31 protein-coding genes and 1 pseudogene are annotated in these 24976 nt (G+C 68.2%); 20 read left to right on the top strand and 12 right to left on the bottom strand.

Going from position 1 to position 24976, the window contains the following annotated elements; all coding sequences use genetic code 11:
- Nucleotides 1-17: 17 nt before the first annotated feature.
- Nucleotides 18-1621, bottom strand: a pseudogene (locus CGU34_RS14390) (L-lactate permease).
- Nucleotides 1622-1733: 112 nt separating this feature from the next.
- On the opposite strand from CGU34_RS14390, the gene CGU34_RS14385 reads away from it, so the two are divergent.
- Complete coding sequence (locus CGU34_RS14385) at nt 1734-2276, top strand: YaeQ family protein (protein ID WP_100814480.1); 543 nt, start codon at nt 1734-1736, stop codon at nt 2274-2276.
- 12 nt (nt 2277-2288) lie between these two features.
- On the opposite strand, the gene CGU34_RS17055 is transcribed toward CGU34_RS14385, so the two are convergent.
- Both CGU34_RS17055 and CGU34_RS14380 read right to left on the bottom strand, forming a co-directional pair.
- On the bottom strand, nt 2289-2435 hold the full coding sequence (locus CGU34_RS17055; protein WP_157811334.1) for a hypothetical protein: 147 nt from the start codon (nt 2433-2435) through the stop codon (nt 2289-2291).
- A gap of 73 nt (nt 2436-2508) precedes the next feature.
- Nucleotides 2509-2910 (bottom strand): NUDIX hydrolase, encoded by a 402-nt coding sequence (locus tag CGU34_RS14380; protein ID WP_100814479.1) that lies wholly within the window; start codon nt 2908-2910, stop codon nt 2509-2511.
- A gap of 80 nt (nt 2911-2990) precedes the next feature.
- On the opposite strand from CGU34_RS14380, the gene CGU34_RS14375 reads away from it, so the two are divergent.
- From CGU34_RS14375 to msrA, 10 genes are all read left to right on the top strand, one after another.
- Complete coding sequence (locus CGU34_RS14375; protein WP_100814478.1) at nt 2991-4472, top strand: SDR family oxidoreductase; 1482 nt, start codon at nt 2991-2993, stop codon at nt 4470-4472.
- Nucleotides 4472-4690, top strand: coding sequence for a putative acetyltransferase (locus CGU34_RS14370; RefSeq protein WP_036299811.1), 219 nt, complete (start codon nt 4472-4474; stop codon nt 4688-4690). The genes CGU34_RS14375 and CGU34_RS14370 overlap by 1 nt, the downstream gene beginning before the upstream one ends.
- Nucleotides 4691-4767: 77 nt before the next feature.
- Nucleotides 4768-5721, top strand: coding sequence for an SDR family NAD(P)-dependent oxidoreductase (locus CGU34_RS14365; RefSeq protein ID WP_100814477.1), 954 nt, complete (start codon nt 4768-4770; stop codon nt 5719-5721).
- 204 nt (nt 5722-5925) lie between these two features.
- The gene (locus CGU34_RS17580; protein WP_100814476.1) at nt 5926-6282 is read left to right on the top strand and encodes an SDR family NAD(P)-dependent oxidoreductase; all 357 of its coding nucleotides are present in this window, start codon (nt 5926-5928) and stop codon (nt 6280-6282) included.
- Nucleotides 6270-6785: an SDR family NAD(P)-dependent oxidoreductase gene (locus CGU34_RS17575; RefSeq protein WP_100814533.1), complete on the top strand. Its 516-nt coding sequence runs from the start codon at nt 6270-6272 to the stop codon at nt 6783-6785. Before CGU34_RS17580 ends, CGU34_RS17575 begins: the two co-directional genes overlap by 13 nt.
- Nucleotides 6785-7783: an ABC transporter permease gene (locus tag CGU34_RS14350; protein WP_051513692.1), complete on the top strand. Its 999-nt coding sequence runs from the start codon at nt 6785-6787 to the stop codon at nt 7781-7783. Before CGU34_RS17575 ends, CGU34_RS14350 begins: the two co-directional genes overlap by 1 nt.
- A complete protein-coding gene (locus CGU34_RS14345; protein WP_051513690.1) occupies nt 7780-8697 on the top strand; it encodes an ABC transporter permease in 918 nt (305 codons plus the stop codon). Before CGU34_RS14350 ends, CGU34_RS14345 begins: the two co-directional genes overlap by 4 nt.
- Nucleotides 8697-9173, top strand: a complete 477-nt coding sequence (locus CGU34_RS17450; protein ID WP_100814475.1) for an ATP-binding cassette domain-containing protein — start codon at nt 8697-8699, stop codon at nt 9171-9173. The genes CGU34_RS14345 and CGU34_RS17450 overlap by 1 nt, the downstream gene beginning before the upstream one ends.
- A 110-nt stretch (nt 9174-9283) precedes the next feature.
- Nucleotides 9284-9766: a peptide-methionine (R)-S-oxide reductase MsrB gene (msrB, locus tag CGU34_RS14335; protein ID WP_100814474.1), complete on the top strand. Its 483-nt coding sequence runs from the start codon at nt 9284-9286 to the stop codon at nt 9764-9766.
- The gene (gene msrA / locus CGU34_RS14330) at nt 9763-10308 is read left to right on the top strand and encodes a peptide-methionine (S)-S-oxide reductase MsrA (RefSeq protein ID WP_198517827.1); all 546 of its coding nucleotides are present in this window, start codon (nt 9763-9765) and stop codon (nt 10306-10308) included. Before msrB ends, msrA begins: the two co-directional genes overlap by 4 nt.
- An 81-nt stretch (nt 10309-10389) precedes the next feature.
- Here the strand turns inward: msrA and CGU34_RS14325 are convergent, their stop codons facing one another.
- Nucleotides 10390-10581, bottom strand: a complete 192-nt coding sequence (locus tag CGU34_RS14325) for a hypothetical protein (protein WP_100814472.1) — start codon at nt 10579-10581, stop codon at nt 10390-10392.
- Between the two features lie 128 nt (nt 10582-10709).
- Nucleotides 10710-11894: an ice-binding family protein gene (locus tag CGU34_RS14320; RefSeq protein ID WP_100814471.1), complete on the bottom strand. Its 1185-nt coding sequence runs from the start codon at nt 11892-11894 to the stop codon at nt 10710-10712.
- Nucleotides 11895-12092: 198 nt separating this feature from the next.
- On the opposite strand from CGU34_RS14320, the gene CGU34_RS14315 reads away from it, so the two are divergent.
- A complete protein-coding gene (locus CGU34_RS14315) occupies nt 12093-12989 on the top strand; it encodes an alpha/beta fold hydrolase (RefSeq protein WP_100814470.1) in 897 nt (298 codons plus the stop codon).
- On the opposite strand, the gene CGU34_RS14310 is transcribed toward CGU34_RS14315, so the two are convergent.
- The 3 genes from CGU34_RS14310 to CGU34_RS14300 form a co-directional block, all read right to left on the bottom strand.
- Entirely contained in the window at nt 12970-13332 is a 363-nt protein-coding gene (locus CGU34_RS14310) for a UBP-type zinc finger domain-containing protein (RefSeq protein ID WP_100814469.1), read from the bottom strand. The two genes, CGU34_RS14315 and CGU34_RS14310, sit on opposite strands and share 20 nt — an antisense overlap.
- 44 nt (nt 13333-13376) lie before the next feature.
- On the bottom strand, nt 13377-13979 hold the full coding sequence (locus CGU34_RS14305) for a flavodoxin family protein (RefSeq protein ID WP_100814468.1): 603 nt from the start codon (nt 13977-13979) through the stop codon (nt 13377-13379).
- A 97-nt stretch (nt 13980-14076) separates the two neighbouring features.
- On the bottom strand, nt 14077-14652 hold the full coding sequence (locus CGU34_RS14300; RefSeq protein ID WP_100814467.1) for a flavin reductase family protein: 576 nt from the start codon (nt 14650-14652) through the stop codon (nt 14077-14079).
- A 267-nt stretch (nt 14653-14919) separates the two neighbouring features.
- Here CGU34_RS14300 and CGU34_RS14295 point away from each other — a divergent pair, with 267 nt between their 5' ends.
- The 4 genes from CGU34_RS14295 (at nt 14920) to CGU34_RS14280 (ending at nt 17480) form a co-directional block, all read left to right on the top strand.
- The gene (locus CGU34_RS14295) at nt 14920-15453 is read left to right on the top strand and encodes an NADPH-dependent FMN reductase (protein WP_100814466.1); all 534 of its coding nucleotides are present in this window, start codon (nt 14920-14922) and stop codon (nt 15451-15453) included.
- Nucleotides 15454-15487: 34 nt separating this feature from the next.
- A complete protein-coding gene (locus CGU34_RS14290; RefSeq protein WP_198517826.1) occupies nt 15488-16030 on the top strand; it encodes a flavin reductase family protein in 543 nt (180 codons plus the stop codon).
- Between the two features lie 60 nt (nt 16031-16090).
- Nucleotides 16091-16747 carry a DUF1345 domain-containing protein gene (locus CGU34_RS14285; RefSeq protein WP_100814465.1) on the top strand — a complete coding sequence of 219 codons (657 nt, stop codon included), beginning with the start codon at nt 16091-16093 and terminating at the stop codon, nt 16745-16747.
- 208 nt (nt 16748-16955) lie between these two features.
- On the top strand, nt 16956-17480 hold the full coding sequence (locus CGU34_RS14280) for a hypothetical protein (protein WP_100814464.1): 525 nt from the start codon (nt 16956-16958) through the stop codon (nt 17478-17480).
- Nucleotides 17481-17618: 138 nt separating this feature from the next.
- On the opposite strand, the gene CGU34_RS14275 is transcribed toward CGU34_RS14280, so the two are convergent.
- Genes CGU34_RS14275 through CGU34_RS14260 form a run of 4 tightly spaced genes read right to left on the bottom strand, consistent with a single transcriptional unit; the run spans nt 17619 to nt 21461 of the window.
- Entirely contained in the window at nt 17619-18359 is a 741-nt protein-coding gene (locus CGU34_RS14275) for a glycosyltransferase (protein WP_232711691.1), read from the bottom strand.
- Nucleotides 18359-19783, bottom strand: coding sequence for a bifunctional PIG-L family deacetylase/class I SAM-dependent methyltransferase (locus tag CGU34_RS14270; RefSeq protein ID WP_100814462.1), 1425 nt, complete (start codon nt 19781-19783; stop codon nt 18359-18361). The genes CGU34_RS14275 and CGU34_RS14270 overlap by 1 nt, the downstream gene beginning before the upstream one ends.
- Nucleotides 19780-20883 (bottom strand): acyl-CoA dehydrogenase family protein, encoded by a 1104-nt coding sequence (locus CGU34_RS14265; RefSeq protein WP_232711690.1) that lies wholly within the window; start codon nt 20881-20883, stop codon nt 19780-19782. Before CGU34_RS14265 ends, CGU34_RS14270 begins: the two co-directional genes overlap by 4 nt.
- Nucleotides 20880-21461: a Dps family protein gene (locus CGU34_RS14260; protein ID WP_100814461.1), complete on the bottom strand. Its 582-nt coding sequence runs from the start codon at nt 21459-21461 to the stop codon at nt 20880-20882. The genes CGU34_RS14265 and CGU34_RS14260 overlap by 4 nt, the downstream gene beginning before the upstream one ends.
- A 139-nt stretch (nt 21462-21600) precedes the next feature.
- On the opposite strand from CGU34_RS14260, the gene CGU34_RS14255 reads away from it, so the two are divergent.
- From CGU34_RS14255 to CGU34_RS14240, 4 genes are all read left to right on the top strand, one after another.
- Nucleotides 21601-22443, top strand: coding sequence for a transposase (locus tag CGU34_RS14255; RefSeq protein ID WP_100814460.1), 843 nt, complete (start codon nt 21601-21603; stop codon nt 22441-22443).
- A gap of 22 nt (nt 22444-22465) precedes the next feature.
- Nucleotides 22466-23155 carry a GTP pyrophosphokinase gene (locus CGU34_RS14250; protein ID WP_100814459.1) on the top strand — a complete coding sequence of 230 codons (690 nt, stop codon included), beginning with the start codon at nt 22466-22468 and terminating at the stop codon, nt 23153-23155.
- Between the two features lie 128 nt (nt 23156-23283).
- Nucleotides 23284-24522: an alpha/beta fold hydrolase gene (locus CGU34_RS14245; protein ID WP_232711689.1), complete on the top strand. Its 1239-nt coding sequence runs from the start codon at nt 23284-23286 to the stop codon at nt 24520-24522.
- Nucleotides 24523-24532: 10 nt separating this feature from the next.
- A complete protein-coding gene (locus CGU34_RS14240; RefSeq protein ID WP_157811333.1) occupies nt 24533-24886 on the top strand; it encodes a DUF6804 family protein in 354 nt (117 codons plus the stop codon).
- Nucleotides 24887-24976 lie beyond the last annotated feature (90 nt).

Below are 24976 nucleotides of genomic sequence, written 5' to 3'. Positions count from 1 at the left end.
GCGGTTCGTGCGTCCCGTCACACGAGCAGTGAGAGCACGAAGTTCCAGATGCAGATGAACGCGAGCATTCCGAGGCTGTAGAGAATCGACGCACGCAGGATCTCGCCCTCGCGCCCCGACAGCCCGACGGCTCCCGCCGCGATCGCGATGGACTGCGGCGAGATGACCTTGGCCGTGTTGCCACCGGCCGTGTTCGCGGCGACCAGGAGGCCAGGTGACACGTCGATCCGCTCGCCCGTCGCGACCTGCAGGGGTGCGAAGAGGGTGTTGTTGTTGACCACGGAGCCGGTCAGGAACACCCCGATCCATCCGATGATCGGGGCGATCAGCGGGAAGATCGGACCGACCGCCGCGAGCGCGACGCCCATGGAGGTCGTACCGCCCGAGAAGTTCGCGATGTTCGCCAGCACCAGGATGACCGCGATCAGTGCCAGCGCCTGCCAGAGCTCGGCGAGCGTCTTACCGAGTTGACCGAAAAGATCTCGAACCTTCATGGTCGGCATCACCAGGAACGAGACGATCACGGCGAGAAGGATCGCGGTGCCCGTGGCATTGATCGGGGTGAAGTTCCACGTCGCGGTGACAGGGTTGCCGGCAGCGGTGAGACGGCGTCCGTCAGCCCCGGCATGGGGAACATCAGGACGGTCGCCGCCAGGGCGCCGTCGGGCGCGAACAGGGCCTTGAACGCCGGGATGCTCCACACGGCGACGAACGCGGTGAGGATGTAGAAGGGGCTCCAGGCGGCCACGATCTGCCCGAGCGAATAGCGCGTGGGCGCGGGTGCCGTGCCGCCGTCCTCGCGGAAGATGTGCTTCGGCTGCCACACCCGCCCGAAGACGAAGATGGCGACCATGGTGGCCAAGCCCGCGCCGATATCGGCGAGTTCGGGTCCGAGGAACCACAGGATCGATCCCTGCACGCCGCTGAACACCAGGGTCGCGACGAGCGCGGCGGGCCAGGATTCGCGCAGCCCCTTCCAGCCGTCCAGGATCATGACGAGCAGGAACGGGATGAGCAGGGTCAGCGGCTGCAGCAGCAGGACGAGCGCCTGCGACAGCTCCATCACGGGGATGCCGCTTACCTGCGACGCAACGATCACGGGGATGCCGATCGCCCCGTACGCGCCGGCGGCCGCATTGGCGACGAGTGAGATCATCGCGGCCTTAACGGGGCGGAATCCGAGTTGTACGAGCAGGGCGGCGCAGATCGCGATGGGCACGCCGAATCCGGCCGCGCCCTCGAGGAAGGCGCCGAACGCGAAGCTGATCAGAAGCACCTGGATGCGCTGATCGGGCGAGATACCGCCGATCGAGCCGCGGATGACATCGAAGCGTCCGCTCGCCACCGCCAGCCGGTACAGCCACACCGCCATCACGATGATGAAGGCGATCGGCCAGATGGCCGTGAGCAGCCCGAGCAGACCCGCGCCCCCGGCGGCCGTGACGGGCATGCCGAACACCCAGAGGGCAATGACGATCTCGACCGCGAGGGCTATCAGGGCCGCGTAGATGCCCTTCAGGCGCAGCGCGACCAGGCACACCAGGAACACGACGATCGGGATGGCTGCCACGAGAGCAGATAGGGCGATGGAATCGAGCGGATCAATGTCTTGCGTCCACATGTCAGTGGTGTCCTCTCGCGGGTGTCATTTCACCCTGGCGTTCCCGGTCCTGCCCGCGCTAGGGCCGGAGCGAATCAGTCGGGCGGATATCTCGGACGTAGACTCGGACGCTATGGCCGCAGGCGCAGTAATCCACACGTTCGCGGTGCAACTCGCCGATGTCGACCGCGGTGTCTACGACGAGGTGACGCTTCGGGTGGCGAGGCATCCGTCCGAAACCGACGCCTACATGATGACGCGCGTGCTGGCGTATCTGCTCGAGTTCGAAGAGGGCATCACGTTCAGCGAGGGGATCTCGTCGACGGATGAACCCGCCGTGCTCGTGCGCGACATGACCGGGCACATCACGGCCTGGATCGAGATCGGTGCCCCGGATGCGGCGCGCCTGCACTACGGCAGCAAGCTCGCCGACCGCACCACGGTCTACACGCACCGGGATCCCGCGAAGGTTCTTGCAGCGTTGGCGGGCAAGCCGATCCACCGCGTTGACACGATCACGCTGCACAGCTTCGACCCGGGATTCATCGACGACGCGGTTGCCGCGCTCGCCCGCCGCAACACGATGACCCTTTCGGTCATGGAGCGGCAGGTCTACCTCGACCTGAACGGCGCGAGCGCGAGCTCAGCAGTGCATGATCACGCGCTCGTGCCGTAGGTCTGTTCTCGGCTAGCGGTTCTTGACCCGCGTCACGGCGTCGGTGTTCTCGACCCGGCTGCTCGCGGCCTTCTTGTCGGCCTTCGCGGTGCGCTTCTCCTTGAGGGTCTTGGAAGCTGCGGTCTTGCCGCTTTCTTTACGCGCGGACTTGTCACCCATGGACGTGCTCCTTCGAGAGCCGCGGTGACCCTGTGTGGCTGACGCTACACGTCCGGCAAGCGAATCAGCCGGGCTAGATCTCCGCGGGCAGGAAGTACTCGCGGGCGAGCGGGGCGATTTCGAGCGCATCCGCATCGTCGCGGGTGATCCAAAGCAACTCCGCGATCTCGGCCGCAGCTTTCGGCTCCTGATCGCCGATGTCGGCGCCGAAGACATCCGCCACCACCTCGAAACCCGGCTCATTCGCGGCGGCGGCGGTGAACTCGCCGAGCGGACGCAGGTCGCCGGGCGCCACCCGGATGCCGACCTCTTCCGCCAACTCGCGGGACAGGGTCTCGGCGGCGCTCTCGCCCGCCTCGGGCTTGCCACCCGGCTGCATGAACGCGGTCGTGCCCGTCTTCCGGACCACGAGCAGTCGACCCGCGGCGTCGGTGATGACGGCCGCCGAGACGCGGATGCTGCGGGCTGCGGACATCCACGCACGCTAACAGGTCGCGACAGTTCGCGATCGTGGCGGGGCACGGCCCGTCGGCGCAGACCGACGTAGAATCGCGTGTGCCCGACGAGACCTCCGCCCTTCCCGATCCGCCCCCGAGCGGCATCGACCCCGCAGAACTCGCGATCACGCTGAAGGTACTCGCCGGGATGTCGGACGTCGATCAGACGCATCCGGATTACGTCTCGGTCCGCCAAGCGACGGCGGCGATGTTCAAGGCCGTCAAGAAGGTCCGTCGGCGCGAGATCCGCGATGCGATCGCGCAGGCCGACCGCGAGGTTGTCGCCGCCACCGCGACAGGCGCGCCCGACCGGATCGACGACGAAACCCGCGGCATCCCGATCAGCACCGCGACCACCGCACCGACAGCGGGCACTCTCATGAAGGCGCGCGGCTGCTACATCTGCAAAAAGCCGTACACACTCGTGGATGCGTTCTACCACCAGCTCTGTCCCGAATGCGCGGCGATGAGCCACGACAAGCGCAACGCCCGCACCGACCTCACCGGCCGGCGCGCGCTGCTGACCGGCGGCCGAGCGAAGATCGGCATGTACATCGCCCTGCGCCTGCTGCGTGACGGTGCCCACACGACGATCACGACGCGCTTCCCCCGCGACGCTGTGCGGCGCTTCAGCAGCCTTCCCGACTCGGCCGAGTGGATCGACCGGCTGAAGATCGTCGGCATCGATCTGCGCGACCCCGCACAGGTCATCGGGCTCGCCGACGACGTCGCGGCGGCGGGAACCCTCGACATCCTGATCAACAACGCGACCCAGACCGTCCGGCGCTCGCCGGGGGCGTACCAGCCACTCGTCGACGCCGAACTCGCGCCGCTGCCGGATGGCCCGCTGCCCGAGCTGATCACGTTCGGCCACACGAACGATCCGCACCCGCAGGCGCTCGAGCGCTCGGTCACGGCTCATCCGATCCTCGCCGCGGCGGCCTCGCGCGCCGACGAGCTGACCGAGCAGGCGATGGCCGCCGGGTCGAGCTCACTCGATCGGCTCGCCGCCGGAACCGCGATAGACGCGGGCGGACTCGTGCCCGACCTCGACCACATCAACTCGTGGACCCAACGCGTCGACCAGGTCGATCCGCTCGAGATGCTCGAGGTGCAGCTCGCAAACACGACCGCGCCATTCCTGCTCGTCTCGCGGCTGAGGCCTGCGCTCGCCGCGAGCCCCGCGCCGCGCACGTACATCGTCAACGTCAGCGCCATGGAAGGGGTGTTCGGTCGCGGCTACAAGGGCCCGGGCCATCCGCACACCAACATGGCCAAGGCCGCCGTCAACATGCTCACGCGCACGAGCGCCCGCGAGATGTTCGAGACCGACGGCATCCTGATGACGAGCGTCGACACCGGATGGATCACCGACGAGCGCCCGCACCCCACAAAGGTGCGCCTCGCCGAAGAGGGGTTCCACGCACCCCTCGACCTCGTCGACGGTGCCGCTCGCGTGTACGACCCGATCGTCCGCGGCGAGGCCGGCGAGGACCTGTTCGGGGTGTTCCTGAAGGACTACGCGCCCGGAGCCTGGTGATGCTCCCGGCGCCCGGACGACGGGTGGTCGTGCGCTACCTACTGCCCTCGGGGCAGGCGACGGATGCGCTGGGCGTGCTGCTGAGCGAGGACGCGACAACGGTGGTGGTGGACGGCAAACGGGGGATCGTGCGCATCCCCCGATCCGCGATCGTCGCGGCAAAGGAGGTCCCGCCCCCGCCGGAGCCGCGTGATCGGCGTGGGCGCCTGTACCCCTGAGCCACCCTCGACGTCAAGGGCCCACGGTGGCGCGAGGGTACGCCTAGCGTCGTAGGCATCGGGGAAAGGAACACCGCATGAGCTCGCGTGGAGCAGACATCGCAGGCAAGACCGTGGTCGTCACCGGCGCCACCAGCGGACTCGGGCGGGGCACGGCGCTGCGGCTGTCGGAACTCGGCGCTCGGGTCGTGGTTGCGGCTCGACGCGGCGACGTGCTCGATGAACTCGTCGCCGAGATAGTGGCTCATGGTGGCGACGCAGTCGCCGTCGCGGCGGATGTCAGCTCGATCACGGACGTCCGCGTCATCGCCGAGACCGCCATCGAGCGGTTCGGCGGGTTCGACGTATGGGTCAACAACGTCGGGATCGGAGCACTCGGGTTCTTCTGGGACGTCCCGATGGAAGACCACTCCCGCGTCATCGACGTGAACGTCACCGGCCTGATGAACGGGGCGCACGTGGCGCTGCGGCACTTCCTGGATCGCGGCGCGGGCGTGCTTGTGAACATCGGATCGGTGGAGAGCGAGGTGCCGCTGGCGTACCAGTCGAGCTACGCGGCTTCCAAGGCCGCCGTCCTCAGCCTCAGCCGCTCACTGAACGAGGAGCTTCGCCTCGCGGGACACTCCGACACCATAAAGGTGGGGACGGTCATGCCGTGGGCCATCGACACGCCCTGGTGGGACCACGCGGCGAACTACACGGGGCGCACCGCTCGCATGGCCGCGATGGACGATCCGGCCGAGGTCGTCGACGCGATCGTCGAGGCATGCGTCAATCCCCGTGAACGTCAGCCCGTCGGGTGGAAAGCCCGCGGAGCGGATGTCTCGCACCGGCTGGCTCCGGACCTGACGAAGAGCGTGTCGGCAAAGATCATCGACGCCGAGTCCGCGAAGGGCGACCCCGCCCCCGAGACGACCGGCTCGATCTACACCTCGACGCGCGTGGGCACGACTGTCGATGGCGGCACGCGCGAGCGCATGAAGCGCGAGAATGCCTCGCCCGCGACGGATGCCGACCCCGCGGGTTGTTGACAGCTGCGCACCCATGCAGCCCGCCGTGGTGCGTGACCTAGAGCGGTGTGTTGCGTCCTTTCGCATGGAGAAGTGAGCGCGTCCGCCCACGCCCATTCAGCGGGACTGAAAGTTTCCGTCCCGCGGAATGCGGCGTTGAGCGCGCCCGCATCGGCGACGAGGGTGATTCCACTGTTCTCAGAGCGGTGAATCAAAGGAGATCCGATGCTCGACGTTCGCGTCGCCCTCATCACGGGCTGTGGCAAATCCGACGGAGTCGGGCAGGCCATCGCGCGCCGCCTCTCAGACGACGGTTTCGCGGTGGTCGTGACGGATCGGGAGCCGGGTGGGGTTCGCAATCAGGGGGATGCGGATGCCGCACCGGGCAGCGGTATCGATGTCTTCGTCGCGTCACTCGAGGCGGAAGGCCGGACCGCCGTCGCCCTCGTCGGAGACATCGGCGACCCGGCGGACGTCACCCGCATGCTCGAGACGGTCGACGAACGCTTCGGTCGCCTCGACGTGCTCGTGAACAATGCCGCAGCACCCCAGGGGCCGATCGCGCCGATATCGGCGAGCTGAGCCTCGAGGCCTGGAACGAACTCATCCGCGTCAACCTCACCGGAACGTTCCTGATGTGCCAGGCGGGCGTCGCACTCATGCGGCGAGGCCGCTACGGCCGCATCATCAACATCTCTTCCATGGCGGCCATCACCGCGGCGCCGCGCTCCGTACCCTACTCGGCGGCGAAGGCCGGCATCCTGGGTCTCACGCGCGCCCTGTCGATGGATGTCGCACGGTGGGGCATCACGGTGAATGCGATCGCCCCAGGCCTGGTCGGCACGAGCCGCTCGATGCTCGGAAGGCGCGACACGGACCGCGAGGAGCACCTCCGCGCGAGCGCCCGCAAGGTCGCGGTCGGCAAGGTCGGGATGCCCGTCGACATCGCGAACGCCGTGGCCTTCTTCGCCGACGAGCGGACGAGTCACGTGACGGCCCAGACGATGCAGATCGACGGTGGCGGGAACAGTTCGTTTCCCCTGAGCGGACCGGACGACGGGGATGACGCGGGGGAGGGCCGCTGATGCGTGCACTCGTCGGACGCATCGCCCGGTTGCTCATCTCTTCGGTGCTGCTCTTCGTCGCCGTGATCACCGTGCTGTTCCTGTTGCTCGAACTCGCCCCCGGCAATCCCATCCAGAGCCTCGTCGGCGATGTCCCCATCTCGCCCGCCTTCGAGGCGCAGATCACGGCGGCGTTCGGACTCGACAAGCCGCTCTGGGAGCGCTATCTGATCTACCTCGGGAACGTGTTCACCGGAAACCTCGGATACTCGTTCGGGACGAACGAGCCGGTGCTCGAACTCATCCTCGGTCGAGCCGGCAACACCCTGGCGCTCGCGGTCCCGTCGTTCCTGATTTCGACCACCCTCGGCGTCATCCTGGGGTCGATCGCGGCACGCACCCGCCGCCGCTGGCTCGACAGCGGCATCTCGGGCGCGGCCGTCGCCCTGTTCTCGGTGCCGAACTTCTGGCTCGGCATGATGCTCATCATGATTTTCTCGCTCACGCTCGGTTGGCTGCCGACGCAGGGCAAGGCGCCGTACGGGCAGGAGGGCATCGCGCTGCAGTACATGGTGCTGCCGATCATCACGATGGCCACGAGCGAGGTCGCCTACAAGACGCGCATCATGCGGGCATCGATGATCGAGTCGCTCAGCCAGGACTTCATCGACACAGCCCGTTCGAAGGGCCTCACGCCGCGGCGCGTGCTCTGGCGCCACGCGCTGCCCAACGCCCTGCTTCCCATGGTCACGATCTCGGGCTACAGCCTCGGGTTCATCCTCGCGGGGTCGGTGCTCGTTGAGCGCGTGTTCGGCTGGCCCGGCATGGGACTTCTCTTCATCGACGCGATCGGGCGGCAGGACAACCAGGTCGTGCTGGGAGTCGTGATCGTCCTCACGGTCACGATCATCATCGTCAACATCCTCACGGACCTCGTCTACGGCCTCGTCGATCCGCGCCTGCGGTCGCAACTCACTCGAAAGATCAGCAGCACGCGAAAGGTCGAGGTGTCCGCATGACCACGACAGGCGAGGCAATCGAGCTCGGCGCTGACGCACCGGTGGGCGGCGTTCCCCCGGCACCCACGGAGGGGCGGGTCGCGAGCAGACCCTCCGTCTGGGGGATCTTCCTGCGGAAGCCCTCCACCCTGATCTTCCTTCCGCTTCTGCTGATCTTCGTCATCGTCTCGGTGGTCGGTCCGTACTTCGTGGGCAGCCCGGTCTCGACCGGCAACCCACCTTTGCTGCCCCCGAGCGGTGAATTCCCCCTCGGCACCGACGCCCTCGGCCGTGACTACCTTGCGCGGGTCGTCTACGGCGGCCAGATCTCGCTGCTCGTCGGCTTCAGCGTCGCGGTGCTGTGCATGACGATCGGGATCATCGTGGGCGGCCTCGCCGGGTACTACGGCGGGTTCATCGACACCGCCCTGGTGAAGGTCGCCGAGTTCTTCCAGGTGCTCCCGGGACTGATCCTCGCGCTCGTAGCGGCGGCGCTGCTCGGATCGAACATCGTCATCATCGTCGCGATCCTCGCGATCACGATGTGGCCGAGCGGGGCCAGGATCGTCCGGGCCGAAGCCATGCGGATCTCGAAGCTCGGCTACGTCGAATCCGCGAAGGCCGCCGGTTTCGGAGGCATCCGCATCCTGTGGTCGGACGTCATTCCCAACGCGATGCCGCCTGTGCTGGTGGCGACGAGCATGACTGTCGGCCGCGCCATCCTGGTCGAGTCGGGCCTGGCGTACCTCGGTATCGGCGACACCAACCGCCCCAGCTGGGGCGCGCTGCTGAACTCCGCGCAGCCCTATATGCAGCAGGCGTGGTGGCTCGCGCTCTTCCCGGGCATGTGCATCTTCCTCGTCGTGCTCGCCGTCAACATCCTCGGTGACGGCCTGAACGACGCCCTCAACCCCACGATCGGGCGGGTGAAGTGATGTCTCTCACCACGACGCAACGGCAGGACGAGCGCGACACACGCGTCGCGGACGCCGAGCCCATCCTGCGGGTGCAGAACCTCAAGGTGCACCTGCCGACCGGCGACCGCACCGAGGTCGAGGCCGTGAGCAACGTCAGCATCACCGTGCACGACGGCGAACGCGTCGGCATCGTCGGTGAGTCCGGATCGGGCAAGTCGGTCACCGGGCGGGCGATCTCGGGCCTCTTGCCGGGGTCGCCGCGGGTACGGGCCGCGGGTTCGATCCGCTTCGCGGGTCGCGAGATGAACGGCGCCTCTGCCGAGGCCTGGGCCGAGGCTCTGCTCGTCTCGGGCATTTATCCCCTTCGCCGAATTTCGGAGGCGTACGCCGACCTGCAGAAGCTGCACTCGCGCGGCAAGGTGCTGCTCGGCACCAACATGGTGTCCTCGTTCCGCACCCTGAAGGCGCGCGATGTGCACGAAGCGGCCGGGTGAACAGGGCAGACAACTCACGGCTCGCTCACAGCTTCGCGGGACCAAAACGGGGGACTCATCCGTTCTCTTCTATGACGCGACAGCCAGCCGCGTCTGATCGAGGAGGAACCGTGGCGAACGACTATCGCAAGACTCCCGAGGCGCTTTCGCGTCTCACCCCGGAGCAGTACCGGGTGACGCAGGAAGAGGGCACCGAGCCCGCCTTCCGCAACAAGTATTGGGACCACCACGAGCAGGGCATCTATGTCGACGTCGTATCGGGGCAGCCCTTGTTCTCGTCCACCGACAAGTACGACAGCCGCAGCGGCTGGCCGAGCTTCACCCGGCCCATCGATCCCGCGGCCGTGACCGAGAAGGTCGATCGCACGCTCTGGATGAAGCGCACTGAGGTGCGCTCCAGCGGAGCCGACAGTCACCTCGGACACGTCTTCGACGATGGGCCCCGCGCGGCGGGCGGCCTACGCTACTGCATGAACTCGGCCGCTATGCGCTTCATCCCCGTCGCGCGGCTCGAGGCCGAGGGCTACGGTGAGTTCCGCGCCCTCTTCGGCGACACCGACAACACGACGACAACTCAGGAGAACGCATCATGACCGACGACGGAAGCATCACCCGCACCCCCGGGACCGAGACGGCTGTCCTCGCCGGCGGCTGTTTCTGGGGCATGGAGGACCTGATCCGCCGCCAGCCCGGTGTGCTTGACACGCGCGTCGGCTACACGGGTGGGCAGAACGAGCACGCGACCTATCGCAACCACCCGGGTCACGCCGAGGCGGTCGAGATCGTGTTCGACCCGACGCAGACGACGTACCGCGACATCCTGGCGTTCTTCTTCCAGATCCACGACCCGTCGACCCTGAACCGTCAGGGCAACGACATCGGTTCGAGCTACCGCTCCACGATCTTCCCGCTCACCGCCGAGCAGGAGAGCGTTGCGCGCGACACGATCGCGGACGTGGATGCCTCGGGTCTCTGGCCGGGCAAGGCCGTCACCACGATCGAGCCCGCGGGTCCGTTCTGGGAGGCCGAGCCCGAGCACCAGGACTACCTGCTGCGCATCCCGAACGGCTACACGTGCCACTTCCCCCGCCGGGGATGGGTGCTGCCCAAGCGTGAGGCATCTGCCAGCGTCTGACGCCCGCAGGTACGACGCCTGACGCGTAAACAAAGAAGCCCGCCGCATCCTCTGCGGCGGGCTTCTTCGTTGTGTGGGGGATCAGGTCAGGTGTGAGAGCAGCGCGTTGCCGCCCGCGATGAGGAGTGCCCACAGGGGAAGGCTGAATATGGCTCCGACGACGAGTCCGCGGAGCGCCGAGGTACCCTCGGCCCGCTCGACGGCGTACTCGCGAACCCACGCCTCCGTGGGATGCGTGACGCGCACAGGGTCGCTCGTGGCGATAGACGACATACAACGCCGTCACTTTCTCCCCGTTAACTCCCCAGAGCCGGTAGGTACATGAGAACTATATGAGAGGCCTGTCATAAATGACAAGGCCTGTGCCACGAACCGACCCGCGGGGCCGGTCCGCGACGACCCTAGCGCCGCCGGGCGATTCGCGCGCCCCGTGCGATGCAGAAGAACGCCGCACCGGCGGCTAGTAGCGCGCCGCCGAGCACGATCGGAAGGGTCAGATCAGAGCCCGATTCCGCGAGTTGCTCGCCCGCCGCCACGGCCTCCGCCGCCACGGTCTGCGCGGCGACCGTGGGCGTCGCGATCACGACGGTGTACGTCGCCGAGGCGTCGGCTGATGTGCCATTCGAGGCGGTGACGGTGAAGGTGTATGTGCCCGGGGTGGTCGGGGTTCCCGAGATGACGCCGCTGGTGGCGTCGAGGCCGAGGCCCGTCGGCAGCGTGCCGCCCGTGATCGTGTAGGTCGGTGTCGGCGTTCCGGATGCGGTGACGGTGTACGAGTACGGCGTGCCCGCGGTGCCCGCCGTGGGGCCGGCGGAGGTGATCGTCGGGCTCGTGCTGACGGCGCCGCCGGTGGCGGAGCATCCCACGGGACGGATGATCGTGTCGCTGTCGAGCGTGACGGCCGCGATTCGCGCGAGCAGGCGTCCTTCGACGGTGGCGTTGGCCCCGACGGAAATCGCCTGGTCGGCCATGACGGTGCCGACGAAGTCCGCGCCGCCGCCGATGGTGGCAGAGGTGCCGACCTGCCAGAAGACGTTGCACGCGTTCGCCGGTGCATCCACGGTGATCGTCGCGGCGCCCGCGATGATCAGGGAGGACGATGCCTGGAAGACCCAGACCGAGTCCGCGTCACCGCCGGCGAGCGTGAGGTTGCCGTTAACCGAGAGAGCGCCACCCGAATACACACCTGGTACAAGGGACAGACCGGTGAGGTCCGTCAGGCCGGACTGGATCGGCGTCAAGCTCGCGGCGGTGTTGTACGCGGTGGTGAGGTCGATCTGCGCCTGATCCGCCAGAGACCCGGGGCGGTATACGGTGCCGTTCGTCTGCACCACGTTCGACTCGCCGGTGTACGAGTCGGTCGGGCTGATGCCGATGTCTCCGCTGATTGTTGTGGTATTCGGGCTGCCGCTGGCGGCGACCGTGACGGCGGATCCACCCAGGACCGCGAAGGTTTCTGCCACGCCGAGGCCGATCGGGCCATCAATCGTCGTGTCGGCGTATGCCGCAGTCGGGAGAATCGCAACACCGATGACGGCGACGGACGCGAGGAGGACAGCGCCTCTGTGAATGAACTTCTGGACCATGGTCGAGGTCCCTTCCTTACTCAGGAGGGAAACGTCGAGGACCCCGGTCACACGTCTACCTAGGCCCAGCGTGACACGCTTTCGAGCGCGACGGGGAAATTGGTGAAGACCGATGCGCGATCGACACCTGCCCGACACGCGGTGGACATTCCGCGCTGGGCCGCCAATCTCTGTCGACCGCCGCTCCGAATAGGGGGTATGAAGCTGATCCTCGACGAGACGGCGCTCGGGCTCGAGCGTGCCGTCGTCGAGACATCGCTCGGACGCGTCGTGGTGAGGTCGGGACGCCGCTCGAGCAACACCGCGACGATCCTCGTGCACGGCGCCGCCGGATCGTGGACGACGTGGACGCCCCTGATCGCCTACGCCGACGAACACGGGCTGCCGTTGGTCGATCTGGTCATTCCGGATCTGCCGGGCTGGGGCGAGTCCGCGGCCCCCGACTGGCGAGAGGCGAGCATCGGCGCATACGCGGGGGCCATCGCCGAGATCGCGCTCGCCCTCGGTTATCGGCGCTGGCGTCTCGTCGGCCATTCGCTCGGTGGATTCCTGGCGCTGGATCTTGCCGCACGCACACCGGAGGCGACGGCATCCGTCGTGCTCGTCTCTCCCACGGGGCCCGCAGTCGTCGAAGCGGTGCGAAGGCCGGTGCGGGGCGGCATCCGTCTGCCGTGGTTCGCGGGAATGCTGCTGGCGATGCGCATCCTCGACGTGTTCGGGAGCATCGGTATCGTGCGGGGTCTGCGTCGCGTCGGGATGCTTCGTCTGCTCTCGAGCCCGCTGTTCGCCGATCGGGGTGTGATCGACGCGAGCGTGATCGGCGCGTTCGCCGACGAGCTGCGGCCAGCTTCGTTCGTGCACGCCGCCCGTGCCGTGGCGGGTTATGACCTGCGACGCTTCGAGCGGATCACGTGCCCGGTCCGTTCGGTGCGCGGTCAGCGGGACGCGTTCTCATCCGAATCCGACAGCGCGTGGTTCGCTCGGACGATTCCGGCCTTCGGTGAACAACGTGTGCCGGATGCCGGACACTTCGCCGCGATCGAATCCCCCGGTGTCGTGCTGCAGGCGATTCTGGCTAGCGCGCTCGCCGCATGAGTATGCGCCGCCAATCACCGGGAACGCGCGACGCCGGCCCCGGCGCGGTCTGATCCACCGGATGCGCCTGCGGGGGAGCGAGGTCGGGCCCGTCGATCCCAGCCTCGGTCTCGTAGTCCCAGAACCAGTCCTCGCCGGGTTCGAACGAGCGGATGACGCGATGCCCGGTCTCTTGCCAGTGCGCCGTCGCATGGCGGCCCAGCGAATCGTCGCAGCAGCCGATGTGGCCGCACGCCGCGCATCGGCGCAGGTGGACCCACCAACTGCCCGTGTCGTCGCACTCGACGCATCCGGTTCCGCTCGGGGGAATCTCGGGGTTGATGAAGCTCGACGGATCACTCATATCCGACTCCCGTTCTCGACCCTGCACCTTCGGTGCTTTCGAACTTAGGGGTACGGATGCTCCTGCAACAGCGTGGCCAGGTGCACGGCGTTCCGGGCCAGTGTCGTCGTGGCGCTGGACACGGCCTCGGGCGTCTCGTCGAGATCCCGGTAGTCGACCGTCTGCATCGCCTCACCGACCCAGTACGTGCCGCCCTGCGCCGGCAGGGTGAAACCGACGTCCGAGAGACCCTGGTACAGGTCAGCGGTCGCCTTGTGTGCGCCGTCCTCGTTACCGACGATCCCGGTCACGGCGACCTTGCCGAAGAGGATCGGGCGACCCGCGTCGTCCGTCTCGGACAGCTCGGCGTCGAGGCGCTCCAGCACGCCCTGCGCGACGCTCGACATGTGACCCATCCAGATCGGCGTGCAGATCACGACGATGTCGGATGCCAGGATCTGTTTCCGGATGCCCGGCCAACCGTCGCCCTCGCCCATGTCCTTCTCGACGCCGGGTGCGACGTTCTCGTCGATGACACGCACCTGGGCTGTCTGCGCGCCGAGATCGGCGAGGGCCTGCAGGATCTGGGTCGTGAGCAGCTCGGTGCTCGAGGGCTCGGGGGACTTCGTCAGCGTGCAGTTGAGCGCGAGTGCGCGAATTTCGGCCATGGGCCACCTCCTCATCGGGATGGTGCCCAACCTACGAGCGGACCTCGCCTGCGGTCACGGGGGTTGACACGACGCCGCCGTCGGTCCGAGCCGGCGCTCAGTCGATGCGCGAGTGGTCGCCGAGCCGATGCCAGGTGCGGTTGTGGTAGACCAGCGCGTCGCCCGCCTCGCCCACCGCGGGATCCCGCGACAGGCTGGACTGCAGGGCATGCACCGCGAAGATCGTGGAGCCGCCGGCATCCATCCGGTTCACGACGGCGCCGCGGATCCACGCCCGTACGCCGTGGTAGACCGGTTCGCCGGTGACCAGACGCGACCACGAATCGGTGTCGGCGAAACGATCGACGCCGCTCGTTGCGCCCAATCGAGCGAGGGGCAGATCCTGAGCGTCGAGCAGATGCACAACGACGGTGTCGGCTGCCGCAAGGGCGCGGGCACTCGAGGACTGAGCGGAAACCGAGAACACGAGGAGGGGCGGGTCGGCGCTCACGGACGAGACGGATGTCGCGGTCAGCGCGACCGGACCGGTGCCATCGTCGGCGGTGATCACGGCAACGCCCCCCGGGTGACCGCGGAACACGGCCTTGAAGTCGTCGGCCGACAGCGAGGGAAACGCGGTCGCGCCCTCGGTGGGCGCGATCCGGTCGGGGGTCGGCTCGGATTCGGTCGTCATCCTCACACGCTATCCCCCGTGTCGGGCAGCGGCTCCGTGTTCGCGACGCCCGGCGTAATGTGCCCTTCCATATTCGGGAATCTGTGACACGCGCGAAACAAACCGCGTGCATACTGATGTCGCAGCGTAAGCCGTTGCGGGCCCGCCGGGCCAAAAAATCCCGGTGGTGTGAAGGCGTCGTCAGCCTCGTTCCCGGCTTGGCATGCGTGTGCACGGCGACACGACACCTTCGATTTCCTGTCAATCGGTACAGATGTGAGAAGTGAAATGTCGCTCAAAGTCACGATCGTCGTCGGCAATCCCAAGCCGGCATCCCGCACGCGCAAGGTCGCGGAGCTGCTCGTCGAGAAGCTCCTCGCCCCCGGCGCGTACTCGCTCGAGGTGATCGATCTCGCCGATCACACGGCCGAGATCTTCGCCTGGCCCTCGGAAGAGATGGCGGCCCTCAACGCCTCCGTCGCCGGGAGCGACCTGGTCGTCTTCGCGTCGCCGACGTACAAGGCCACCTACACGGGTCTGCTCAAGGCGTTTCTCGACCGATACCCGGCGAACGGCCTGGCGGGCGTCACGGCGATCCCGGTGCACACCGGCGCGGACTTCAGCCACGCGATGGGTCCGACCTACAACCTCGCGCCCCTGCTCGTCGAGCTGGGCGCTATGGTTCCGGGTCGCGGCTTCTACCTCTCGCTGACCCAGATGGATCAGCTCGAGGACGTCGTGGGCGCGGCTGCGGCAGAGTACGCGGCGAACCTCGCGCGCCTGGCGCACGTGGCAGGCGCGACGGCAGCACCTCTCCCCTGAACCCGATTGCGTCGTCACCGATAGGAGGAACACCATGCACGAGTCAGCACTCACCCCGGCGCCCATCTCAGCGCCGACCGCAATCGACGCGCGACTGTTCCGTGACACGCTCGGGCATTACGCATCGGGCATCACGGTCATCAGCGGACTGGAGGCGGACGAACCCGTCGGCTTCACCTGCCAGTCGTTCTACAGCGTTTCGATGGATCCGCCCCTCGTCTCGTTCAGCGTCATGCTGACGTCGACGACCTACCCGCGCATCAAGCAGAGCGGGCGCTTCGCCGTCAACGTGCTCGCGCACGATCAGCTCCACGTCTCGAACCAGTTCGCCCGCAAGGGAACGGACAAATGGGCCGGGATCGACTGGACACCCGCCGCATCCGGCAATCCCGTCATCCACGACACCCTCATGTGGGTGGACTGCGAGCTCTGGGACGAATACGTCGCCGGAGACCACCTGATCGTGATCGGCAAGGTCGTGGAGATGAGCGCGCCGGAGTGGCACACGCGCGAGCCGCTGCTGTATTTCAAGGGCTCGTACCGCCACCTGCGCGAGGCCGACCAGCTCGCGAGCTGAACGCATCCCCTGTCGGAACGGCGGCGCGGGTTCGAGCCGCCGTTCCGACAGAATGAGCGCATGACCACGGCGGAAGAGACCAGGGCGCCGTACGAACACCGGTGGCCGGCCATCGCCGGCGTTCTCACCGTCCTCGTGCTGTGGTTGCTGCTGCCGAGCTTCTTCCTGGAGCCGTTGCGGTGGGTGGCCGTCGGTGTCTGTGCCCTGCTCGTCATTCCGTTGATCGTCTTGAACCCGCACCATCTCGTGCGGCAGACGACCTGGTCCCGCTGGTTCTCGCTGATCCTCGGGGTTCTGCTGCTGCTCGTGACGCAGGCGCTGCTCGTGCAGCTGGTCTACGAACTGCTGACGGCCCCGGATGCCGAGGGCATCAGCATCCTGCTCGCCGCCCTGCAACTGTGGGTGACCAACGCCATCGCGTTCGGACTGCTGTATTGGGAGCTCGATCTCGGCGGCCCGGTGGCCCGTGCTCGGGGAACGCGTGACGTCACGAAGGCCGATTTCATCTTTCCGCAGGACTCGACTCCGGGGTTCGGGGTGTGGCGGCCCCGCTACTTCGATTACCTGTACATCTCGCTGACGGCGGGCATGGCGTTCTCGCCGGCAGACGCGCTCCCGATCACACGCCGCGCGAAGGCGTTCATGGCGGTCGAAGCACTCGCCGGGTTCATCATGTCGGTGCTCGTGATCGCCCGCGCCGTCTCCGCCATTACCTGAGGCATCTCGCACGAGCGCGGATCGACGCTCACACGAACCTGCCAGGAAGACGCGCCGATCCCCGTCGTTTTGCGGGAGTCTGAGGGCCGCTCCGTGCGCCCGAAGGCGCCGTTCGCCGACGGGACCCATCCGATTATCGACCTGCGTCGGATGACCCCTCGTGCGGCGCAAGTCGCACGTCACGAAAGCGATGTGAAGGAGAAATCTCATGCGCAAGAACACGACTCGAATCGGAATGATGGGCGCCGCGGGACTGGGAGCTGCGGCCCTCGCCGTCGCCGGCTTCGCGATCCCCGCGAACGCAGCGGAATCCACCACGGAAGACACGTCGACGCAGACCAGTGTCACGGGAATGTTCGACATCGTCGACGACCTTCTCGCCGGTGTCTCGGCCGGTGACCTGACGGTTTCGCCCGACACGAACGCCGGCAACGTCGGCGTAGACGGCGGCATCATCAACGCTCCTTTGGTGGAGGGACCCGTCGTCAGCGACTCGCTGAACGGCGACGTGCTGTCGGGCAACGACACCCCCATCGGTTCCGGCAACGACATCGATGTTCCTGTCGAGGCGCCTGTTGAGGCGCCCGTGGGATCGGGCAACAACACCGACACCTCGATCGGCGACATCGGTGGAGTGGGTGACATCGGCGCCGAGGTGGGTGACCTCGTCGATGGTGTCACCGGAGACATCGGTTCCGACGTCGACGGCATGCTCGGCGACATCCTGGGCTGATCCCGCTCGTACTCGATGGACCCGCACCGCACAGCGCGGTGCGGGTCCTTCTTCGCTGAGAACAGGAGATCCGCCGGAAACAGGACGATATGTGCAGGATCGTCCTGTTCCGGCGAGATCTCCTGTTCTCGCCGACGCTCAGGCGGTCGGGGCGTATGCCGCGCGAGACAGGGCGAGCGGGATGAGCTGCTCGCGCAGATACCCCGCGTACCCGCCTGATGTGCGACCGACGGAGCGACCGCTCGTCTGCACCCAGGCTTCGTCAGAAGCTACGAGCAGGGCGCCGCGCTCTCTCGCCTCGGCGACGAGCAGGACGTCCTCGTGTTCAAGAACCGGCTCGAACCCGCCCGCCGCGACGAGCATGCTCGCGCGCGTGCCGAGGTTCGCCCCGTGCACGTGACCGTTGGCGGTGCCCGGCACGTGCGTCGCCCACCAGGCCGTCGTCTGCTCGGCGGAAAGATCCCGGAAGTCGGGCCGGACGGTGCCCAGCACGACATCCGCGCCCGCCGAGGCCAGCTCCCACTGATGCGTCAGCCAGTTCGCGGGAACCACCGAGTCGGCGTCCGTGTGCGCGATCCACAGGCGGCGCAGGGGCGTGTGCTCGTGCGCCGCGAGAGCCGCGGCGACACCCGCAGCCCGTGCAGCACCGACCCCCCGCCTCGCGGGAACGATCACGTCCGCTGCCGCAGCCCGGGCTATCCGTGCGGTCGCGTCGGAGCAGGCATCCAGCGCGGCATGCACGCTCACGCGAGATACTGCGCGACCGACGACGCGCCGCACGTCTCTGACGGCGGCGCGTATCGAGTCCAGGCACGCACCGATCAACTCTTCCTCGTCGTGCGCGGGGATGACGACCGCCATCGCCGTAGGTGCCGTCATCAGACGAGCCCGGCGGCACGAGCCACGGACGGCGTACCGCTGTGGACCAGAACGTCGAGGAAGAAGTCTTCTTCTTCGTGCCGCGCCAACAGCCGGAGGCCCGGCAGGTCCCGGAGGGCCGCGTGCACGTCGTCGGCGGTGCCCGGATACTCGGCGACGGCATGGCGCCAGTGACACGCGACCAGGACGCCGTCGGAGGACAGGCTGGCGACCGTGCGTCGCGCGGCATCGAGCAGGTCTGAGCGGCTCCAGTAGTAACCGATCTCGGACATCACGATCAGCTCGAACTCGCCCTCCGGCCACTCGGAGGGCAGGGTGGCGCGCTCGAGCGTGACGTGTTCGGCGTCGCCCTGCCGCTCCAGGCGCTCGTGGGCGCGGGCGAGGGCTTCGTCGGATGCGTCGAGCCCGAGTACACGATCGGCCCGTGTTGCCAGCTCGACAGTCAGTGCCCCGGTCGCGCAGCCGAGCTCGAGGACGTCACGGAAGTGCGCCCGGGGCAGAACGGCCATCATGAGCGCCCGCTTGCGCTCTTCGTACCAGCGCGTGTCGAACCCCCACGGGTCGTCGTGACGCGCGTAGAAGTCCTCGAAGAAGGAGGGCGCGAGGCTTTCGGCCCCGCCGCCCCCCGACGCGGGAACCACGAACACCTCGACATCGCGTTCGAAGTGCGCGCGCATGCCTTCATGGATGAGTGCCTCGTCGCCGGGCGCCGAAGAGAGAGGGCGCACCTGCGTCGCGTGCGCAGTGAGCGCCCGGCGTTTCGCCGCGTGCGCGGTCCTCCCGAGCGTCAGCACGGTCCAGGATTCGGTCGCGATGCCGGTGCCGATGCCGGTGTCGGACGGGTGCGCCCAATGCCAGAACCAGATCGGATACCCCAGAGCCCGATGGCCGAGTTCGGCGGAAAACTCCTCGGCGACCTCTCCGAGAACGCGGTGATCGCGGTGCCCATCTCCGCGCCAGGGCGCGACGACCAGGGTGCGCAGCGGGTCTTCCGTCGTCTCCTCGAGGATCGCGGAACGAACCTGTCGTGTCAGACGCTTCCTGTGCTCCCTGAGCTGGCCGTCCGGCAGGCCGAGAAAGCGGAGGGCGCTTCCGGGAGCGAGCAGGTCGATTGCCCGCGTGAGTTCGACGCGGCGCTCGCGCGCAAGAGCCTGCCGCGGCCACGTCGGCGAATCAGGGTGCGAAGCGTCGCCATCCGTCGCGACCACGACGACGACGCGGATGCCGCGGAGCGCTGCCGTCGCGATGAGGCCGCCGGCGCCCAGTGTTTCGTCATCGGGGTGCGCGGCCAGCACGATCAGCACGTCGATGTCGATGTCGATGTCGACGTCCAGATCAAGCGGGCGCGCGGTCGCCCATGGACGCGCACGCTGCCACTCCGACTCGGGTGTGCCGGGCTCGCGATGGTCGAACGCGACGCTCACGTCGTCCGCGGGGACGCATCGGACTGCGTCAACGCCCGGCCGAGCCGAGCCAGGTCCCGCTCGGCGTGATGTTGGCGCAGGTAGATGCGCAGGTCGCCGACGCGGCGGGCGTGCGCTTCGTCGGATGCCAGGGGCGCGGGGCCGAGTGCACGATCGGCGATCGTCAGCACGGTCTCGACGGCGTCGGCGACGATTGCACGTACGCGTTCGCTGATCAGCCGTGCGGGAACCGGGTCCATGCGATCCGCGAGCCGTGCGGCGTCGGCGAGCGCGAGACGCGCAGCCCAGAGGCGCGCGTCCGCGGCGCCGTAGGAGGTGTGCGCGAGCTGATCCGCATCGGGGCGGGCGGCCGCGTGGGCGAGGGCATCGAGCAGGGGGAGCGCGCCGCCCCACCAACACGCGGCAACGCCGACGCCGCCCCACCAGAAGCCTTCACGCCGCAGGTACCAGCCATCGCCGCCGACCGGGAGGGCGGCCGCGTCGTCGAACTCGACCGGCGTGCTTCTGATCTGCGCGAGTCCGCGCGAGACCCAGGTGTCGCGTTGCGGACGAACGGATGGGTCCCGCATCGCCACCACGAACAAGCGCCGCTCGCCCGGACCCGTCCACGCGGTGACGAGCGCGTGCGATACGCAGTCGGCGAGTGAGCACCACGGCTTGACGCCGTTGAGCGTCCACGACCCATCCTCCGCCTGGCGTGCCTCCAGGCGGACGCCGTCACCCTCGGCGGCGAAGACGCCCCAGGAAGAATTCGCGTCGGCGCCCATCCGGACGAGGTCGGCCGTCGTCACCAGGCCCTGTGTCGAGGCCTCCGCCAGGATCGCGAGCGCGTCCAGGTGCGGTTCGAGAATGCGCGCGCCCGCGACATCCGCCCGTGCCGCCGTGGCGAGCGCTTCCCAGCGTTCGCGTGTGCTCCCGCGTCCCGGAACCGGCACAGCGCCGCCGAGTTCGACGGCCCAATCGATCGTCGCATCGACGTGGGTGCCGAAGGCCACGACCGACCGCAGGGTCGTCTCCGCCCTCAGCGCGGCCGAACCCGGCTCGCCGTCTTCGAGCGGGACCGCGAGGTCAGCGTCGGTGGTGACCAGAGGTCCGCTCACGTGGCGGGGGTGCGATTCTCGGCGCTCACCATCCAGGCGAACTGCTCGAGGCTCTCGAGCACGGCGTGCAGGATGTCTGCGCTCGTCGGGTCCTCGTCATCGATCGGGTCGTGCACCTCGCGCACTGTCGAGATCGTCGCCTCGAGCCGCTCGGTGATCAGGTCGATCGTCTCGGTCGTGTCGACCTCGCCGTGCGGGAACTCGGGCAGGGTCGTCGTCTCGGCGACCGTGTCGGAGCGACCGTCGGGAACGGCGTGGAGGGCCCGCATCCTCTCGGCGACCGTGTCGCTGAACCCGCGCGCCGCCTCGATGATGTCGTCGAGCTGGCGGTGAGTGTCGCGGAAGTTCGTTCCCACGACGTTCCAGTGGGCCTGCTTGCCCTGCAGCTGCAGCTCGAGCAGATCGACGAGCACCTTCTGCAGGTTCTCGCTGAGTTCTTTCGAGGCCTGGAAGCCGCTCTCGGCGTTCTGCTCGTCGGTCAGAGCTGCCCCGGCGCTACCCTTCGCGGGCCGGCGGCGTCCTCGCGTGCTGGCCTGCGTCTTGTCCTGCGTGGCGCTCTTTGTCGATGCGTTTGCCATCGGAATTCTCCTTTCGAGCGGCCGGAGGCCGCTGGTCCTTTCGAACGGAATCCACGCTATGGCCGCTGTCCGGACGGGTGGCGGGGGTTGCCGGCAGACCCCCGGGGTGCTATCTACGCCGATCAGTCAGAATGGCCGGATGGCCGACACGACGTTCGAAGAAGCTGCCGAGGAGCTGTACGGGCTCGCGCCGGCCGATTTCATCGCGGCCCGAAAAACGCTCGCGGCCGCCGCGCCGGATCGCGAGACGGCAGCCCAGATCCGAGGCCTGCGCAAGCCCCCGACGTCGGTCTGGGTCGTCAACCTGCTTTCACGCCGCGCGGCAGAAGCGGTCGGCAAGTTGTCCAGCCTCGCGGCCGAGATGCGCGAGGCTCAGGATGATCGCGATGCGGCTCGTCTGACCTCTCTCAATAAAGAGAGGCGGATGCTCGTGGCCGAGCTCGTCCGCACCGCAACGGACCTCGCCGAGGGCGAGGGCGTCGCGACGGGGGCGGGCATCGTTGCCGATGTCGAGCGCACCCTGGGGGCTGCTGCGCGGGATGAGGCCGCGGCCGCCGCCGTCCGGACGGGCCGATTGCTGCGTCCGCTGGAAGCATCCGGCGTCGACCCTGTCGATCTGACGGACGCCGTCGCGGGCGAGGCGCCCGTCGCGGCGGAACCCGCGCCCGCTCGCGGGCGGGACGATCTCGCCGAGCGGCGTGCTCTCCGCGAGGCCGAACGCGCCGCCGCCGCGGTCCGGCGCGAGGCAGCGGATGCCGAGCGTGACGCCGCGCGCGCCGAGGCCCGACTGGCGACCGCGCGCGAGCGCGAGACGCTGTTGCGCGAGCGGGTCGAGGCCCTCGAGAGCGAGCTCGCGCGGATCCGTGCCGACGCCGATGCCGCGACCGCCGAGCGCGACGAGGCCGAGGCTGCGCGCCGTGCGAGCGCCGATCGCCTGCGCACGGCGAGCCGTGCGGCGGAGCGACTCACGGGGCCCTCATAGTCCCGAGTCCTAGCGTGGAGCCATGAGTATGCCCACCGGCGAGCAATCCTTTACCGCGACTCTCGCCGAGATGCGGGCGATGCGTGATGAGTTCCAGCGTTTCCTGCTGGAGTACCGCTTCGGCCTGCAGGAGGTCGAGACGAAGATCACGATTCTGCGCGACGAGTTTCAGCTGATGCACGACTACAACCCCATCGAGCACGTCTCGAGTCGGGTGAAGACGCCCGACAGCCTCGCCGAAAAGGTCGCGCGACGGGGAATCGAACCCGACTTCCCCACTATCCGGCAGCACATCACCGATATCGCCGGCATCCGTGTCACGTGCAGCTTCGTCGCGGACGCCTACCGCCTGTTCGATCTGCTGACGACGCAAGACGACATCACCGTGCGCGCCGTCAAGGACTACATCGCCGTACCGAAGGACAACGGATACAAGAGCCTCCACGTGATCGTCGAGGTGCCGGTGTTCCTCTCCAGCGGCCGCGTCGATGTGCCGGTCGAGGTGCAGTTCCGCACGATCGCCATGGACTTCTGGGCGAGCCTCGAGCACAAGATCTACTACAAGTACGACAAGCAGGTGCCTTCGCGCCTGCTCGATTCGTTGCGCGATGCCGCCGAGACGGCCGCCGAGCTCGACGAGCGGATGGAGCGCCTGCACAGGGAGGTCCACGGCCGAGCGTCCCGCCCGGACGCTACCCCCGTCCAGGTCTAGTCCGCTGGCCCCAGGACGGCTGCTGATCGCCGCATCCGCGCGTTCCATGGACGTAGCGGATGCTGAAAACAGGCGCCGACGTGTTCTGAGGCGTGCGCTCGGGGAGGTCGTCGTGAGACGGTAGCTCCGTGACATCAGAGGGCCCGCGTCCCGCGCGTGCGAACCGACACCGGCACGCGCTGCAGCACCGATGGGCCATCCCGTTCTTCGCGGCGGTCTTGGCGCTCGTGGGTGGCGGTGTCGCGGTGCTCGAGGCCCGCATCGTCGGCGACCTGCTCGAGCGGCCGGGACTCGAGGAGTTCTATCTGGATCCCGTACCCGAGGGCTCGGGCGCTCCGGGCGAGATCGTCCGCTCGGAAGAGTTGATCGGCCTACCTTTCGACACGCGGGCGTGGCGGATCCTGTACCGCTCGACCGACCTGAACGGCGAACCCGTGATCGTCTCGGGCATTGTCGTCGCGCCACTCGGTCCCGCGCCCGCCGAGGGGCGGACGGTGCTGTCGTGGGGTCACCCGACGACCGGCTCGGCCCGAGAGTGCGCCCCGTCGCTCGCGGCCGACCCCTTCCTCGACATCGAGGGGCTGCGCCTGATGCTCGATCGCGGCTACGTCGTCGTCGCGACGGACTATGCCGGCATGGGGTATCCCGGCCCGGACTCGTATCTGGTGGGCGCGACCGAGGGCAACAATGTGCTCGACGCCGTCCGAGCCGCGCAGTCGATCCCCGCGACGGGCGCCGGAGAGTCCGTTGTGCTGTGGGGTCACTCGCAGGGTGGCCAGGCCGTGCTGTTCGCCGCCGAGCGCGCCGCGGACTACGCCCCCGAGCTCGATGTCCGCGCGGTCGCGGTCGCGGCACCCGCGGCAGACCTGACGGCGCTGCTCGACGCCGACATCGACGACATCTCGGGCGTGACGATCGGCTCGTACGCCTTCACGGCGTACGCCGGTGTCTACGGCGATACGGTGCCCGGGGCACAGCTGTCCGACATCCTGACGCAGGCGGCCGTCGCGGCCGCACCCGAGATGAACGAGCTGTGCCTGCTCACGCACACGAAAGAACTGCACGCGATCGGGCAGCCGCTCGTCGGAAACTTCGTGCTGAGCGACCCGACCACCACCCCGCCGTGGGACGACCTGCTCGCCCAGAATTCCGCGGGGAGCGTCGCCTTCGACGCCCCGCTGTACATCGCCCAGGGCCTCGAAGATACGCTCATCCACCCCGATGACACCCGCGAATTCGCGAAGCACGAGGCATCCCTCGGCCTGGACGTGACGCTGTCCGAGGTTCCGAACGCGACGCACGCGACGATCGCCTATTTTTCGCTGTCGGGGTTGATGGTCTGGCTCGACGAGCACGTGGGTCTGTGAGGATAGGGCCATGGCCGCCACACCCCCGAAAAGCCAGATGTACCGCCCCGCGTTCGTCCCCAGCCTCATCGCCGCTGCGGCGCTGCTCTCGGGGATCCCGCTGCTCGAGGCGGACTGGTACCTGCTGATCCGCTTCATCGTCGCGATCATGGCGCTGATCGTCGCCTGGTACGCGCTCCAGGGCGCGCAGTGGTGGTGGACGCTCGTGTTCTTCGCCGTCGCGATCGTCTGGAACCCGGTCTTTCCGGTGCCGACCGAGGGACCCTGGTGGATCGTGGCGCACCTGGGTGTTGCGGCACTGTTCGCCGTCGCGGGAGCTGCGGTGCGTGTGCCGCGCGAGACGCCGCCCGCGCGGAAGCGCTGACAGAAGGATGCTCCACGCGGCGTGCCGCGCGTCCAGCTTCGTGCAGTGCTTCGCCGTGTGACGCGCCGGGAGCGTCGCGGAGAGCGCGTC

It is taken from the genome of Microbacterium lacus, from assembly GCF_002812805.1.
GTDB lineage: Bacteria > Actinomycetota > Actinomycetes > Actinomycetales > Microbacteriaceae > Microbacterium > Microbacterium lacus_A.
Note: the sequence above shows the minus strand (reverse complement) of the source record. Positions and strands in the feature narration are given on the sequence as shown.